The sequence below is a fragment of the Mesorhizobium sp. genome, assembly GCF_004963255.1.
Taxonomy (GTDB): domain Bacteria; phylum Pseudomonadota; class Alphaproteobacteria; order Rhizobiales; family Rhizobiaceae; genus Mesorhizobium.
In genome coordinates this window covers 111,829-127,022 of record NZ_SUGA01000009.1, presented here as the reverse complement: position 1 = coordinate 127,022, position 15,194 = coordinate 111,829, and the positions used below count along the sequence as shown (strand labels likewise).

At 64.1% G+C, this 15,194-nt stretch carries 11 protein-coding genes; 7 read left to right on the top strand and 4 right to left on the bottom strand.

Going from position 1 to position 15,194, the window contains the following annotated elements; translation table 11 throughout:
• Positions 1 to 75: 75 nt before the first annotated feature.
• Both E5X34_RS12955 and E5X34_RS12950 read left to right on the top strand, forming a co-directional pair.
• Positions 76 to 1,254, top strand: coding sequence for a M24 family metallopeptidase (locus E5X34_RS12955; protein ID WP_292564951.1), 1,179 nt, complete (start codon positions 76 to 78; stop codon positions 1,252 to 1,254).
• A complete protein-coding gene (locus tag E5X34_RS12950; protein WP_292564949.1) occupies positions 1,241 to 2,467 on the top strand; it encodes a M20 family metallopeptidase in 1,227 nt (408 codons plus the stop codon). The genes E5X34_RS12955 and E5X34_RS12950 overlap by 14 nt, the downstream gene beginning before the upstream one ends.
• A gap of 33 nt (positions 2,468 to 2,500) precedes the next feature.
• On the opposite strand, the gene E5X34_RS12945 is transcribed toward E5X34_RS12950, so the two are convergent.
• Positions 2,501 to 3,781, bottom strand: a complete 1,281-nt coding sequence (locus tag E5X34_RS12945) for a M23 family metallopeptidase (RefSeq protein WP_292564946.1) — start codon at positions 3,779 to 3,781, stop codon at positions 2,501 to 2,503.
• Positions 3,782 to 4,085: 304 nt separating this feature from the next.
• On the opposite strand from E5X34_RS12945, the gene E5X34_RS12940 reads away from it, so the two are divergent.
• Together E5X34_RS12940 and E5X34_RS12935 are read left to right on the top strand one after the other, a co-directional pair.
• Complete coding sequence (locus E5X34_RS12940; RefSeq protein WP_292564943.1) at positions 4,086 to 5,087, top strand: sterol desaturase family protein; 1,002 nt, start codon at positions 4,086 to 4,088, stop codon at positions 5,085 to 5,087.
• Positions 5,084 to 6,220, top strand: a complete 1,137-nt coding sequence (locus E5X34_RS12935) for a GNAT family N-acetyltransferase (protein ID WP_292564940.1) — start codon at positions 5,084 to 5,086, stop codon at positions 6,218 to 6,220. Before E5X34_RS12940 ends, E5X34_RS12935 begins: the two co-directional genes overlap by 4 nt.
• 41 nt (positions 6,221 to 6,261) lie before the next feature.
• Here the strand turns inward: E5X34_RS12935 and E5X34_RS12930 are convergent, their stop codons facing one another.
• Positions 6,262 to 6,729 (bottom strand): peroxiredoxin, encoded by a 468-nt coding sequence (locus tag E5X34_RS12930; RefSeq protein WP_292564937.1) that lies wholly within the window; start codon positions 6,727 to 6,729, stop codon positions 6,262 to 6,264.
• 95 nt (positions 6,730 to 6,824) lie between these two features.
• Here E5X34_RS12930 and E5X34_RS12925 point away from each other — a divergent pair, with 95 nt between their 5' ends.
• Entirely contained in the window at positions 6,825 to 10,232 is a 3,408-nt protein-coding gene (locus E5X34_RS12925; RefSeq protein ID WP_292564934.1) for a DUF3971 domain-containing protein, read from the top strand.
• Positions 10,233 to 10,295: 63 nt separating this feature from the next.
• On the opposite strand, the gene tyrS is transcribed toward E5X34_RS12925, so the two are convergent.
• On the bottom strand, positions 10,296 to 11,549 hold the full coding sequence (gene tyrS, locus E5X34_RS12920; protein WP_292564931.1) for a tyrosine--tRNA ligase: 1,254 nt from the start codon (positions 11,547 to 11,549) through the stop codon (positions 10,296 to 10,298).
• 233 nt (positions 11,550 to 11,782) lie between these two features.
• On the opposite strand from tyrS, the gene E5X34_RS12915 reads away from it, so the two are divergent.
• Positions 11,783 to 13,426, top strand: coding sequence for a glycosyltransferase family 39 protein (locus E5X34_RS12915; RefSeq protein ID WP_292564928.1), 1,644 nt, complete (start codon positions 11,783 to 11,785; stop codon positions 13,424 to 13,426).
• A gap of 47 nt (positions 13,427 to 13,473) precedes the next feature.
• Positions 13,474 to 14,343 carry a phosphatase PAP2 family protein gene (locus tag E5X34_RS12910; protein ID WP_292564926.1) on the top strand — a complete coding sequence of 290 codons (870 nt, stop codon included), beginning with the start codon at positions 13,474 to 13,476 and terminating at the stop codon, positions 14,341 to 14,343.
• A gap of 26 nt (positions 14,344 to 14,369) precedes the next feature.
• Here E5X34_RS12910 and E5X34_RS12905 read toward each other — a convergent pair whose 3' ends face one another.
• Positions 14,370 to 15,044, bottom strand: a complete 675-nt coding sequence (locus tag E5X34_RS12905) for an alpha/beta hydrolase (RefSeq protein WP_095818525.1) — start codon at positions 15,042 to 15,044, stop codon at positions 14,370 to 14,372.
• Positions 15,045 to 15,194 lie beyond the last annotated feature (150 nt).

Sequence of the window (15,194 nt, the reverse complement as noted above, 5' to 3'; positions counted from 1 at the left end):
CGTCGCTCAAAACCACCGCGATGGTAGGACGATAGGGCTTCGTCCCCGACCAGATCGATCCGATGAGGAGAAAAGATGATTGAACTGCCTTTTGCCCGCGCAGAGTACCAGCGGCGGCTCGGAGAAATCCGCGCCGAGATGGCCAGGCGCGGCATCGAACTCCTGATCGTCAACGACGTCGCCAACCAGCACTACATCACCGGCTATGACGGCTGGTCGTTCTATACTCCGCAGGTCGTGCTTGTTCCCATCGAGGATGCCGAGCCGGTCTGGATCGGCCGCGCCATGGATGCGGCCGGCGGCTTGCTGACGGCCTGGATGAAGCCGGAAAACGTCGTCGGCTTCCCGGAGGACCATGTCCAGCGCGCCGACCGGCATCCGATGGACTGGATCGCGGCCTGGATCGTCGCCAAGGGCTGGGGCAACCGCCCCATCGGCATCGAGCTCGAAGCCTATTATTTCTCGCCGAAGGCGCATGCGCGGCTCGTCGCCGGCCTTCCCAACGCCAAATGGCACGACGCCGACCTGCTCGTGAACTGGATCCGCGCGGTGAAATCGGCGCCGGAAATTGACTACCTGCGCAAGGCGTCGAGGCTGGCCGAGGCGGCGGTCGCGCGGGCCTACGAAGTCATCGCGCCGGGCGTGCGCGAATGCGACGCGATTGCTTCCATCCAGGCGGCGCAGATCGCCGGCAGCCCTGATTTCGCCGGCGACATCACGGCGCTGCCGCCGACGATCCTCGGCGGCGAAAACGCTTCTGCCCCGCACATCATGTGGAGCGACCGGCGGTTCGGAAAGGACGAAACCATCGCGCTGGAACTCGCCGGCGTCTGCCGCCGCTATGCCGCCGGGCTTGCCAGGACCATGCAGCTCGGCAAGACGCCGGCCCGCGTCGCGGACACGGCAAAGGCGGTGATCGAAGGCATGGATGCGGTGCTCGAGACCGCCCGTCCAGGCACGACCGCCGAGGCGGTCGAAGCCGCCTGGCGCAAGGTCATTGCGCGTCACGGGCTGAAGAAGGAATCGCGCATCGGCTATTCGATCGGCGTTGCCTATCCGCCGGATTGGGGCGAGCATACGATCAGCCTGCGGCCAGGCGACAAGACGGTGCTGCAGCCCGGCAATGTCGTCCATTCCATCCTGGGAATGTGGATGGACGGATGGGGCATCGAGGTCAGCGAAACCATTCTGGTGACCGAGACCGGCAACGAGACACTGACGAAGTTCCCGCGGGATATCCATGTCAAAACCTGACCGGCCGTCCTCGACGAGCGATGCCGCGCCCGACATCGATGCCGGAATTCTCGATCGGATGATCGAGATCCGGCGCCATCTGCACTGCCACCCCGAGCTGTCGAACCGGGAAGCGGGCACGCAGCGCTATTTGCGCGAGATGCTTGCAAAGGAAGGGATCACCGAAATCCGTGATGTGGCCGGCTACGGGCTTGCCGTCGACATCGTCGGCACCGGCCGGCCTTCGAACCGCAAGGTGGCTATCCGTGCCGATATCGACGCCTTGCCGATCGAGGAGGAGTCCGGTGTCGATTTTGCATCCAAAAATCCGGGCGTGATGCATGCCTGCGGTCATGACGCCCATGCCGGGATGGGCTTCGCGGTCGCCGCGCATCTCAATCGCTCACGCGACAGTTTCGGCGGAACGGTTCGCCTGATCTTCCAGCCGGCCGAGGAAGATGAACCGTCAGGCGGCAAACGGGTGGTCGAGGAAGGGCTTCTCGACGACGTCGATGCCGCGATCTGCCTCCATGTCGATCCGTATACGCCGTCGGGCAAGGTGGCCGTCGGCCCGGGTCCCTACACTCTCGCCTGCGATACGTTCGATGTGCTGGTCACGGGCTCGGCGGCGCATGCGGCAAAGCCCTATGAAGGCATAGACGCGCTGACGGTCGCCTGCTCAATGGTGGGCGACCTGCAGAAGATCGTATCGCGTGAGACCGATCCCTATGATCCCCTGGTCATCTCGGTCACCGCCATCAATGGCGGCAATGCCTATAACGTCACCGCCGGCAAGGTCGCGTTCAAAGGCACCATCCGCAGCGGCCACGACGCCACTCGCGTGCGGGCCTGGCGCCGGCTTCGTGAAGTGCTGGAAGGAATAGCGGCAAGCCACGGCGCCAGCGTAAAGATCGACATCCGCCGGGGCGAACCGGGCGTCGTCAACGATGCCGGTATGGCCGCGCTCATCATGGCCGGCGCCAGGGCCAGCATCGGCGCGGATAATGTTCTCAACATGCCTGGATGGAGCATTGCGGACGACTTCGGTTACTATAGCGAGAAACGCCCGTCGGTCTATTTCCGGCTCGGCATCCGCAACGAGGGGGTAGGGGCAGTCTACCCGCTCCACCATTCCAGGTTCCGCGTCGACGAGACGGCGTTGAAGAACGGCGTCCTTACTCTGGTGTCGGTGGCAACGATGTACCTGGCCGGACAGGAAAATTGCGGCGCTTAGCCGATCCGCAGGCGCCTTTGTCGGATCAGCCGGTCAAAGGTATTGCGCGACCTTCTTGCCGACAGTGAGGAAGCGCAGCGGGTCGACCGCCTCGCCATCGTGGCGCACTTCGTAATGAAGGTGCGGACCGGTCGAGCGGCCGCTGCTGCCGGTCTTGCCGATGATGTCGCCGGCGGCGAGCTTCTGGCCGACAGTGACGTCGATCTCGCTCAGATGTCCGTAGCGTGTGGCAAAGCCGTTGCCGTGGTCGACCTCGACCATGCGGCCGTAGCCGCCGGCCCAGCCGGCCCTGGTGACGATGCCGGCGGCCGTGACCTTGGCCGGCATGCCGATCGGCGCCCTGAAATCCATGCCCGTGTGCAGGGCGGCGCTGCCCAGGATCGGGTCCGTGCGTACGCCAAACGGGCTGGTCACCGGATGGCCAGGGGCGGGGTTGGCAAGCGGCAGCTTGCGCGCCTCCTTCTTGACTCCGTCAAGCGCGTCGAGCGCCTCGTCCAGTTCCTTGACCTTGCTGTCGAAAACCAGCGAGGGATCGAGCGGCACCAGTGGGCCGCCGACGTCGCTCTTGTTGAGCTCGCTGTCGACCGGCAGGCCCGCGGCTTCCAGCGCCTGGGTTATGGCATCGGCATTCTTGTAGGCGCTGTCGGCAAGCGTGGTGATGCGCGAGAGCTGCTGGCTCTCGATGGCCTTCAGCGATGCGTTGATCGAGACGAACAGCTTGTCGGCGCGATCAGCGGCCGTTTCACCATCGAGCGGATCGGACCTTGTCGACCAGAGCGAGAAGGGCCTGGTGTCACCAGCGCTCAAGGATGCGACGGAATAGGTCGGCGCCTGAGAGAGGCTGCCGGTGACCTCTGCGGGTTCATCGCGCTTGGCCGCCGCGGCGCCTGCCGCGGGCGCGTCGCCGACCTCGTTCTCGGCGCGCTCGAGGATCGGGCCAAGCCGCCCGTGACGCTCGCTGAGCTGTGTCTGCCTGGCCAAGAGCTCGCTGACCTTGGTTTCCATCAGTTGCTGGTCGAGAAGCTGGCGGCTGGTGATGCGGTCGACCTGGGCACGAAGGGCCGAGATGCGGTCCTCATAGGCCTGCTGCATGCGCGCCTGCCTGGCCGTCGTGGCGCCGATCAGGTCGTCGCGCAACACCAGATAGGACGTGGCAAGCAGATAGCCGATGGCGATCGCCGCCAGGGCCGAGCCGAGGAAGGCGGCGAGCCAGGGGCGGATGGTGAAATGCCTTATCTCGTTGCCGCGGGCGATGATGACCGTGTGCGGTTCCTTGCGCCTGCCGAAGACAGCTGACTGACCGGTTGGTTTCACGGGGACCAGGCTTTCGTTACGGGACCAACGACAAGCCTGATTACACATTATTAGGGTTAACAAAGGCTTGCCGGGTCGACCGCGCGGCGCCGAATGCTCGCAGCACGGGCACGAGGTTGCGCGTAAATCTCCTGGACGCGGACGCCATGTCGCGAAATCGTTGGCGACGAGCATCAATGTTCTGCCGGGAGCAGCCTATAGCTCCCAGAGTAAGGCGCGGTTTCTTAACTCTCTTCGATTGCGTTTAGTTGACGTTTTTCGAGTAAAGGCGTGTTGGTGTTTGGGATTCACCGTGGCGGTAGGAATGCTGGACGATCTGGTTGGCAAGCTCCTCGACAAGATTTCGGGCACCAGTCTGCTGGCGACCGGGCTTTTGCTGCTGACTGCCTTTGTCAGCGCGCTTGTAGCCTATTGGCGCACGGTCGAGGAGAAGAGCTGGAAGGAGTTCTTCGAGTTCGTCATCCCGCACGAGGTCATCACCCATCCTTCCGCGAAGGCCGACCTTCTGTTCTGGGTCACGAAGAAGGCCCTGATGCCTTTCCTGATGCTGCCCGCCGGAATCGTCTTCGTCACGGCGGTGGGGTACGGGACCAACTGGCTGTTTTCGACACTGCTCCACTTCCAACCGCCTCTGACCGAGGGGCCGGCAGGGCCGGTGACGGTTCTGATCTTCACCGTCAGCATGCTCCTCGCCTACGACATTTCCTATTATCTCTATCACGTCGCCCAGCATCGCTATCCACTGCTTTGGGAACTGCACAAGGTGCATCACTCGGCCGAGGTGATGGTCGGGATCACCAAGGACCGGGTCCATCCGCTCGACGAGTTGATGAACCGAGCCTGGGACGGCATCATCGTGGGGTTTTGCTTCGGCATCTGGTCGCTGATTTCGCTGAACCTTGTCGAACTGACCGTTTTTGGCGTCAACGTCTATGTCATGCGTAACATCCTGATGATGGATTTCGTCAGGCACACGCATTTCAAGATCTCGTTCGGCCCGCTCAACCATTTGATCCTGTGTCCCCACTGGCATCAGTTGCATCACAGCGTCGATCCGCGCCACTACGACAAGAACTTCGGGCTGCTCTTCTCGTTCTGGGACCGGCTTTTCGGAACATTGTGTGTGCCGAGGCCTGACGAGGACTTCAAGTTCGGGCTGGTCGACCGCGATGTGCGTGACTATCAGTCGCTCGCAGGCCTCTACCTCATGCCGCTGAAGCGGATGTGGGGTCATATCGCCAGGCGCATCCGGCCCGGAAAGCCACGGTCACGCACCTCGCGGGCCTCGGAGGGGACACGGCCATGAACGGTCCCGTTGTGCTCGCAATCCCGCGGACACACACCTTCGAAGTCGTGACGTCGGCGGCGCGCCTGGCCGAGATCGCACCGGCCTGGAGGGCGCTCTGGCAGCGGGCTGGCGGGCTTGTCTTCCAGCACCCGGACTGGATCGCGGCCTGGTGGCGCACCACCCCGCAGCAGGAGCGGCGCGCGCTCAGGATTGGGCTTGCCTGGAACGGCGGTCGGCTCGATGGCGTGATAGCGCTCGCGACCTTCAGGCGTTCCGGCATCCGCATCCTCGAATGGGCGGCGAAGGATCACAGTGACTATGGCGACGCGCTGGTTGCACCCGACAGCGACCCGCGGGCGATCTCCCGCCTCTGGCAGTATGTTTTTGACCAGGGTGGCTTCGACCTGATCTATCTCAACCGCCTGTTACCGGATGCCGGTGTTCATGCCCTGCTGGAACCGGTTCATGGCAGGGCGCTTCGGCCCAACCACCGCACTGAAATCAGCTATCGTGTCGCTGGCTCCTGGCAGCGCGGGGCGGAATGGTTCGAGACGTTGTCCAAGAAGGGCCGGCAGAACTATCGCCGTGGCCGGAAGTTCATGGAAGAAAGCGGTGCATTGCGTTTCCGGCTGCTGGACGCGGCGGAGCCGCGCGAGCCGGTGCTCGAGCGCGTCGCGACGCTGAAGCGCCTCTGGCTCGCTCGCCATGGTCGTGCCTCGGATCTGTTCGATAAGGGCTCGCCGGTTCTTGCCGCGCTTACTTCGGTGCTGGCCGACCTCGGGCTGTTGCGCATCTTCGTGCTGGAGCTTGACGACACGATCGTCGCCGTCTCGATCAATTTCGAGCAGCACGGCACGATGATGGCTTTCGTCACCACCTATGATCCCGAATACGAGCGCGCCTCGCCGGGTATGGTACTGATGATGGACTATATCCAATGGTCGTTCGACCGTGGCCTTGCCACCGTCGATTTTCTCTGCGGCGGCGAGGATTTCAAGCGGCGCTTTGCCACGCAATCAGTCACGCTGTCGTCCTTGATGGGGGCGCGCGGTTTGCGTGGCCAACTTGCCGCGTTGGCCGATCAAGCGAGCCATCGTTCGAAATCCTGGAGGACGCGGCGGCAGCCGAAGGCCGAGGCACCTGACGAGTAACGACCATAATTGTCGATTGCTTTGATGGGCTTTGGCGACGCTCAGAGCGCGCGCACGGCCTCGAGCACTTCTTCGGCATGGCCCTTGACGCGAACCTTGCGCCAGACGCGGGCAATGCGCCCATCCTTGCCGATCAGGAAGGTGGCGCGCTCGACACCCATATAATTGCGTCCGTACATCGTCTTCTCGACCCACAAATGATAGGCCTCGATCACCTTGCGCTCCTCGTCGGCGACGAGATCGACGGTGAGATCGTACTTCGCCTTGAATTTGTCGTGTTTCTTCACGCTATCGGGGGACAGCCCGATCACTTCGACGCCGGCCTTCTCGAACTCCGGTTTCAACTGCGAGAAGCCGATCGCCTCGTTGGTGCAGCTTGTGGTGTCGTCCTGCGGGTAGAAGTAGAGTACAACGGGCTTGCCCCGGAGCGCGGCGAGACTGAGGGAGCCGCCGCCGTCACGCGGAAGATCGAATTGGGGCGCTGCGTCGCCCACCGCGAGATCAGCCATATCGATGCCCTTGTTTGCGGTTACGCGCGGGAAAGCATCGTTATAACGTGAGGCGGGGATTCGTCCATGACGAGTTCGTCACAACGGAAGATTGCTTGGATCAGGAAGACCCGCAGCACGAGAAGATCAGGTTCAGGCGTGACGAGATCACCGACCTGGCGAAGCTCCCGTCCGCTTGCAGCGTGCCGCCGCTTGGCCGCGCGGTGGTGCGGCGGCGCTTCCGCGTCCTCGGCCGCGTGTTTGCCGGGCTTTGCGCGCTCGTGCTTCTGGCGGCGGCGGGCGTCTATGTCCTGGGGGCCTCGGGCATCGGCACGGAACGGCTCCGGGCCGAGGCGGAGACCGCCATCGAGAAGCTGGCAGGGGTCGATGTCAATGTCACCGTCGGCGCGGCGCGGCTGACGCTGGACGGATCGAGCTTCATTGCCCTGCAGGTGAACGATGTCAGCCTCAAGACGGCTGACGGCAAGCCGATGGCCGATATCGGGCGGGTGCGTTTCGGCATGCGCCTCTTGCCGCTGCTTTCGGGCGATGTCCGGCTGACCAGCGCCAGATTCTCCAACGCCCACATTGTCGTGGCGGCCATGCCTTCTGGCGGCGGTGACTGGACGGCGGCGCTGCGCAACGAGAACGGGCTTGTCGACCCGGAGAAAGTGTCGGCGGCGGCGTTCGCCAGCGTCAACGACGCACTGGATGCCGTGCGCGAGGACTCGATACGCCAGATCGATTTGCACAACGTCGAGTTCGAATTGCCGGACACAGGGCTCGTCAAGCGCGTGACCGTCACCTCGGCAACCGTCGCGCAGACCGGTACCGGGCGCATGCAGTTCTCCTACGATGCCGATGTCGACGGCCGGCACGCGACTTTGACCGCAACCGCGACCCGCGATGCGACGGCAAGGCGGATCGCCTCGCTGGATGCCAACATCGAAATAGAAGGCGCGGGCAACTCCGGCGAGGGCGCCTCGACCGAGACTGCCCCCGCGGCCGATGGCGCCAGACTGGGTTCGATCTCGCTGAAACTTTCGGGCTCGGAAGCGTCGGCCGACAGCCCGTCGCGGCTGGCGGCCTCGCTCTCGCTCACCGGTTCCGTGCTCGACCTGGACGAGCGTGGGCTGCTGCCTGTCGATGTCGAAGCCAATGCCACGCTGATGGCCGGCTCGAACAAAATTTCGGTCGACCGACTGCTGATCAAGAACGGTCGCTCGAGCTTCGACTTTGCCGGGTCGATTGGGCCGAAGCCGGCAGCCATCGGGGAGGAGCCCGCATACCGCTACGACCTGACCAGCGACGGCTCGACGCTGGCGCCCGCGGAATCGCCCGAACCGGCGCTTCAGTTCCTGGCCCGCATCGCGGGCGTCTATCAGCCGAAGAGCCGCAAGCTCGTCGCCGAGCAGATCGGCGTCCGGTCCGGCGGATCGGGCGAAGTGCTGGGCGCGGCCACCGTCGCCTTCGTCGACAACGGTCCTCCGGGCGTGTCGCTGTCGCTCAACGTTCACGACATGCCGGTCTCGCATGTGAAGCAATTGTGGCCATGGTTTTCGGCCCGCAACGCGCGGCTTTGGGTGCTGGGCAACCTGTTCGGCGGTACGGTGACCGACGGCAACCTGCAGTTCCAGGTGGTGCCGGGGCGCCTGGGCAATGGCGTGCCGCTTACCGGCGACGAAGTGTTTGGCCGTTTCCAGATCGAAGGCTCGCGCTTCGATACCGCCGGGCGCATCCCGCCGGTCCGCGACGCTGTCGGTGTCGTCGCGTTCCACGGCAACGATGTCGACGTCGCGCTCTCATCGGGCAGCGTCTACATGCCGAGCGGGCGCACCGTGGCGGCAAGCGGCGGGACGCTGACGATCAAGAACGCCAATCGACCGATCGTGGTCGGCGGGCTCGACATCGACGTCGCGGGTGAGGCGCCGGCGATCGCCGAGCTTGCCTCCTACGAGCCGATCAATGCCATGCGCCATGTCGGGCTGGCGCCCGAGGACCTGTCCGGCACCGTTACCGGCCACGTCAGGGCAGACATTCCGCTGACGAGGGGCATGGACACCGCGAAGCTCGATTGGCTGGTTTCCCTCGACTATCAGGACCTGTCGCTCGCCAAGCCGTTCGAAGACCAGACCGTTACCGAAGCGGACGGCTCGATAACAGTGGGGCCAAAACAGGCGGTGATTTCGGCGGAAGCCAAGCTCAACGGCATTCCGGCCGAGCTCGATCTGGTCGAACCGCTCGCCGATGACGGGCCGGCGCGCAGCCGCAAGGTCACGCTGATCCTCGACGACAAGACGCGCGACGCCAGCATGCCTGGGCTCTCGGACCTGCTTTCGGGAACCATCAAGGTGGCGATCGACAAGAGCGGCGAGGACGCCCAGCAGGTCTCGGCGGACCTGACCAATGCCAGGCTCGACATTCCCTGGGCGGGCTGGAGCAAGGGCGCCGGCATTCCGGCCAAGGTTGCATTCAACATGGCGAAGTCCGGCAGCACAACCACGCTGTCGGATTTCGCTCTCGACGGAAAAAGCTTTTCGATCGACGGCAATGTGACGCTGGTCAACGGCGCGTTGTCCGCGGCCCGCTTCAGCAAGGTTGCGTTGAACCGAGGCGACGATGTTGCCGTTTCGGTCAAGCGCGCCGGCAAGAGCTACGCGGTCGACGTCAGCGGCGCGTCGCTCGACGCCCGCTCGCTGATCAAGCAGTTCACTTCCGATGTCGACACCGCCACCAAGGGCGCTGGCAGCGACGCGATCTCGGTGAGCGCCGATGTGGCATCGCTGACCGGTTTCCATGACGAGGTGCTTTCCAATCTGAAGCTCGAATACAGCGCGGCCGGATCGCGCGTGAACGGGCTCAACGTCACCGCCGCGGCAAGCTCGGGCGCCCCGATCACGATCAACAACACCACCAGCGAAGGCGGCCGGGTGCTTAGGGTGAAGTCGGCCGACGCCGGCGCGATCCTGCGTTTCCTCAACGTCTACGAGCATATGGAAGGCGGCGCGATCACGCTGTCGCTCTCGGGCGCTGCCGACGGGCCGATGAAGGGACAGGTGGATGCCCGCAACTTCTATGTCGTCAACGAGCCCAAGCTCGCCTCGATCGTGTCGACGACGCCGGCCGGCGATACGCGCAGCCTGAACGAGGCCGTCAAGGGCAATATCGATACGTCCAGGGTGCAGTTCGAGCGCGGCTTCGCCGAGATCGACAAGGGGTCCGGCTATCTGAGGCTGGCGAACGGCCTGCTGCGCGGTCCACGCATCGGCACTACCTTCCAGGGAACGCTCTACGATCCGAACAACAACATGGACATGACCGGCACCTTCATGCCGGTCTACGGGCTGAACCGCATCTTCGGCGAATTGCCGCTGTTCGGGCCGCTGCTCGGCAACGGACGCGACCGCGGCCTGATCGGCGTCACCTACCGGCTGCGCGGCAATGCCAACAAGCCGACCCTCAACGTCAATCCGCTGTCCGTGGTGGCGCCCGGTATATTCCGCTCGATCTTCGAGTACCGTTAAACTCGATCCCGAAAAGCGGTCTCCGGTTTTCGGGAAGGACGATGATCGAGAAGGTGCGGCCGATCAGATCGGCCGCACCAGCACGTGCTTCTTCTTGCCGAGCGAGAGCTTCACCACGCCTTCCGGGCCGAGGTCCAGGGATGTGACGATGCGCCGGTCGTCGGTCAAGGGCTGATCGTTGATACGCACCGCACCGCCCTGGATATGCCGGCGCGCTTCGCCGTTCGAGCCGGCCAGCCCGGCTGTTACGAACAGCGCCAGGATGCCGATCCCGGCTTCTAGGTCCGATTTGGCGACTTCGACGCTGGGCAGCGTGTCGGCGAGCGCGCCTTCCTCGAAGGTCTTGCGCGCCGTCTCGCTTGCCGTCTCGGCCGCCTCGCGGCCGTGCAGCATGGCTGTGATCTCGGTGGCGAGGATTTTCTTCGCCTCATTGATTTCCGAGCCGCCGAGCTTTTCCAGCCGCGCCACCTCGTCCAGCGGCAGCGTGGTGTAAAGCTTCAGGAAGCGGCCGACATCGGCATCCTCGGTGTTGCGCCAGTACTGCCAGAATTCGTAGGGGCTCAGCATGTCGCCATCGAGCCAGACGGCGCCCGAGGCCGACTTGCCCATCTTGGCGCCGGACGAGGTGGTGAGCAGCGGTGTGGTCATGGCGAAGAGCTGCACGCCCTCCATGCGGTGGCCGAGGTCGATGCCATTGACGATATTGCCCCACTGGTCCGAGCCGCCCATCTGCAGCCGGCAGCCAAAGCGCTTGTAGAGCTCGACGAAGTCATAGGCCTGCAGGATCATGTAGTTGAACTCGAGGAAGGACAGTGACTGCTCGCGGTCGAGCCTGAGCTTCACGCTGTCGAAAGCGAGCATGCGGTTGACCGAGAAGTGCCGGCCGACATCGCGCAGGAAATTGACGTAGTTGATCTCCATCAGCCAGTCGGCGTTGTTGACCATGACCGCGTCGCCGGGGCCGCTGCCGAACTTCAGGTAAGGCGCGAAATTGCGGCGGATGCCGACGAGATTGTCCTCGATGTCCTGCGGGGTGAGCAGCTTGCGCGCTTCGTCCTTGAAGGACGGGTCGCCGATCATCGAGGTGCCGCCGCCCATCAGCGCGATCGGCCGGTGACCGGTCTGCTGCAGCCAGTGCAGCATCATGATCTGGATCAGCGATCCGGCATGCAGACTCCGGGCCGTGGCGTCGAAGCCGATATAGGCGCTTACCGTTTCCTTGGCGAAAAGCTGGTCGAGGGCGGATTCGTCCGAAATCTGGTGGATGAAGCCACGCTCGCCCATGATGCGCAGGAAATCGGATTTGAAGGCGTACATTTTCTCTTCCTGGAGATCGCTTGGCGCCAAGGCCAAGCTGGATATGAAGGCGCGCGTTTAGCATCCAAGCGCCGTTAGCAAAAGTGGTTTCCGGCTTTGCGACCGATCGGACGCGGCGCCCGGGCGTCCTTGCTTCGCCCTTTTTGCTGTCGTAATGAGGCGCCGCGCACAGATAGGCGCCCATGCGCCGCGACGGGACCATCCCGCAGTTTCAGATCGGACGAGCCCCCGCGATGAACAGGAACTACATTCTCCTCTTTCTGTTCAGCATCGTCATGACCGTCAGCGGGCTGGCCAGCCTGCCGCCGGTCGACCGCGACGAATCCCGCTTCGTCCAGGCGACCAAGCAGATGGTCGAGACGGGCGACTATGTCGATATCCGCCTGCAGGATGTCACGCGCTACAAGAAACCGATCGGCATCTACTGGCTGCAGTCCGCGGCGGTCGCGCTGAGCGGCGAGGGGGCGGCGGCGCCGATCTGGGTCTATCGCGTGGTCTCGATGCTGGGCATCGCGATCGCGGTCGTCGGCATCGGCTGGACCGGGACAAAGCTCTTCGGCGCCAATGCCGGGCTCGCCGCCGGCCTGATGATGGCGGCGATCTTCGCCACCGCCTTCGAGGGACGCGACGCCAAGACCGACGCGATGCTTCTCGCCTGCTGCGTGATCGCGCAAGGCGCGCTGGCCCAGGTCTATATGGCGGCCAAGCGCAACGAGCCGGTACCCGGGCATCTGCCGTGGATCTTCTGGATCGCGCAAGGGTTGGGCATCCTGATCAAGGGACCGGTTTCGCCGCTCTTGTCGCTACTCACGGCCGCGGCGCTTGTTGCCTTCGACCGCGACTGGCGCTGGCTGCTGAAGATGAAGCTGGTGCGCGGCGTCCTGATCGTGCTTGTCATCGTCCTGCCGTGGCTTGTCCTCATTACCTGGAAGAGCGGCGGCGCCTTCTTCCAGGAGGCGGTCGGCAAGGACATGCTGAACAAGGTGGCGCAGGGCGAGGAATCGCACGGCCTGCCGCCCGGTTTCTATATGCTGACCTATTCGCTGTTCATGTGGCCGTTCGGGTTGATCGCTGTCGGCGCCGGGCTGCAGGCGATCAACCGGTTCTGGGACGATCCGCGCCTGCGCTTCTGCCTGGCCTGGTACATCCCGTTCTGGCTGGTGTTCGAGGCGATCCCGACCAAGCTGCCGCACTATGTCATGCCGGCCTATCCAGGCATGGCGCTTTTGATCGGCTGGCTGCTCACCTTGCCGGCGGACCAGGCCAACGCGCCGCTCAAGCGCTGGCAGACCTGGCTGTGGTGGGCGACCGCCTTCGGCCTTGCCGTGGTGGCAATCGGCCTTGCCGTGGTCTGCGTCGGCGCGCCGCTCTATCTCACCAAGACCTTCTCCTGGTGGAGCATACCGGCGGTGATCGCCGCTCTTGTCACCGGCTACCTTGCCTTCCCGCGGCAATTGCAGGTGTCGCTTGGCCGCATCGCCGCGATCGCGGTCGGCGCCGGGATCACCTTCAGCCTGCTGTTCGGCGTCATCGCGCCGTCGCTGAAGCCGATCTGGCTTAGCCCCGCGGTCAAAGCCGCGGTCGACGCCAACCGCCTTTGCGACACCACGGTGCTTGCCTCGGCCAAATTCCAGGAGCCCAGCCTCGTCTTCCTGGTCGGCACCAAGACCGTGCTCACCGACGTCGAGGGCGTGGCGCGGCATCTGCTCGACGATCCGTCCTGCGCGCTCGGGCTGGCGCCGATCAAGGACGAACAGAAGCTTGCCGATGTGCTGACCGCCCAGGGCAAGTCGGCCAAGCGCCTGACCGAGATCGACGGCATCAACTATTCGTCAGGAGACAAGCTTGCGCTCGGGCTTTACCGGGTGGCGCCGTGATGAATAGCTTCGGGCATCGAATGCCCCTATAGACTCGCGCCAAAGCCATGTCCGCCGCGCCCCTTGCCCTTTACCGCCGCTCGCTCGGCAATTTCCGCGACACGATGTCGATCGTGCTGCGACGCTTTGCCGTGCGGCCGGCGCGCTATCCGCGAATCCTATGGAGCGTCTGGCTCATAGCCTGGGTGCTGCTTACCGTGGCGGTCTTCCTGCGCCTCGACGCCGCCGCGGGCGAGATGCGCGGCGAATGGTCACCCGGCTTCGTGCGCTTCACCGACTTCTTCACGCAGTTCGGCCTCGGCGGCTGGTACCTCATTCCGTCAGCGCTCTGCCTCGTCGTCGCCAACCTGACGGATTGGCGCGGCCTTTCCCGGCACGGCCGGATGCTGGTCTACAACTGGACCTGCTTCGCCTTCCTGGTGCTGTGCGCGGCCGGCCTGTCCGGTCTTGCGGTCAACGTGCTGAAATACGGCATCGGCCGGGCCCGGCCGCTTTATTTCGACAGCTTCGGCGTCCTGTCGCTGCATCCTTTCGCCATGGACGCGCGCTTCGCCGGCTTTCCCTCCGGCCATGCCACGACGATGGGCGCGGTGTTTGGCATCCTGCTGCTGCTGTTCCCGCGGCGCTGGTACATCACGCTGGCGGTCACCGCCTGCATCGCCTCGACCCGCGTCTTCGTCGGTGCGCACTATCCCAGCGACACGGTCGCGGGCTTCGGGCTTGGGCTGGCATTCGCGGTGATCTCGGGGCTGGTCTTCGCCCGGCTCGGTTTCATCTTTGGCCAGACAAGCTCGAAATTGCCGGTGCGCAAGCGGACATTCCGGCTGGCACCCTCCCGCGCGCTGAGAGGCAGGGTTTCGATGGCCGGCCCGGTCGAAGGCGCCGAGATCGGCGCCGGCCGGACGCCAACCCATTAAAGCGCTTCGACTGTACAGCTTCCTGCTTAGCGCAGCCGCTTCGGCCGCGGATCCGCGAGCTCGCCGGCGAGGCGCCGGTCGAGATAGTCAGCGCATTCATGGATCAGCAACTCGGCGTCATTGGCGAAGAAATGGTTGGCGCCGGGCAGCGTCTTCTGGGTGATGGTGATGCCCTTTTGCGTGTGCAGCTTGTCGACAAGTCCCTGCACGTCCTTGGGCGGCGCCACCTTGTCGGCATCGCCATGGATGATCAGGCCGGATGAGGGGCAGGGCGCCAGGAAGGAGAAATCGTAGGTGTTGGGCTGCGGCGCCACCGAGATGAAGCCCTCGATCTCCGGCCGGCGCATCAGAAGCTGCATGCCGATCCACGAGCCGAAGGAATAGCCGGCGACCCAGCAGCTCTTGGAATCCGGATGCAGCGACTGCACCCAGTCGAGCGCCGCGGCCGCGTCCGACAATTCGCCGGTGCCGTGGTCGAACTCGCCCTGGCTGCGGCCAATGCCGCGGAAATTGAAACGCAGCACGGTGAAATCGCGCTTCTGGAACATGTAGAAGAGGTCGTAGACGATCTTGTTGTTCATCGTCCCGCCGAATTGCGGATGCGGATGCAGCACGATGGCGATCGGGGCGCTCTTTTCCTTCGAGGGCTGATAGCGTCCCTCCAGGCGACCAGCCGGACCGGCGAAAATGACCTCAGGCATAAAATACTCCACGTGGCATATGAATGCGCTAGCTCGAAACTCGTTCGGCCCTAAACTGTCCTGCGGCCCCAAACCTTCTGTGGCCTTGACGCCGGGCGAGCGTCTTCCTAGAAGCTAGTTTAGAATTGTTCAAAACTGGGAAGCCGAAAC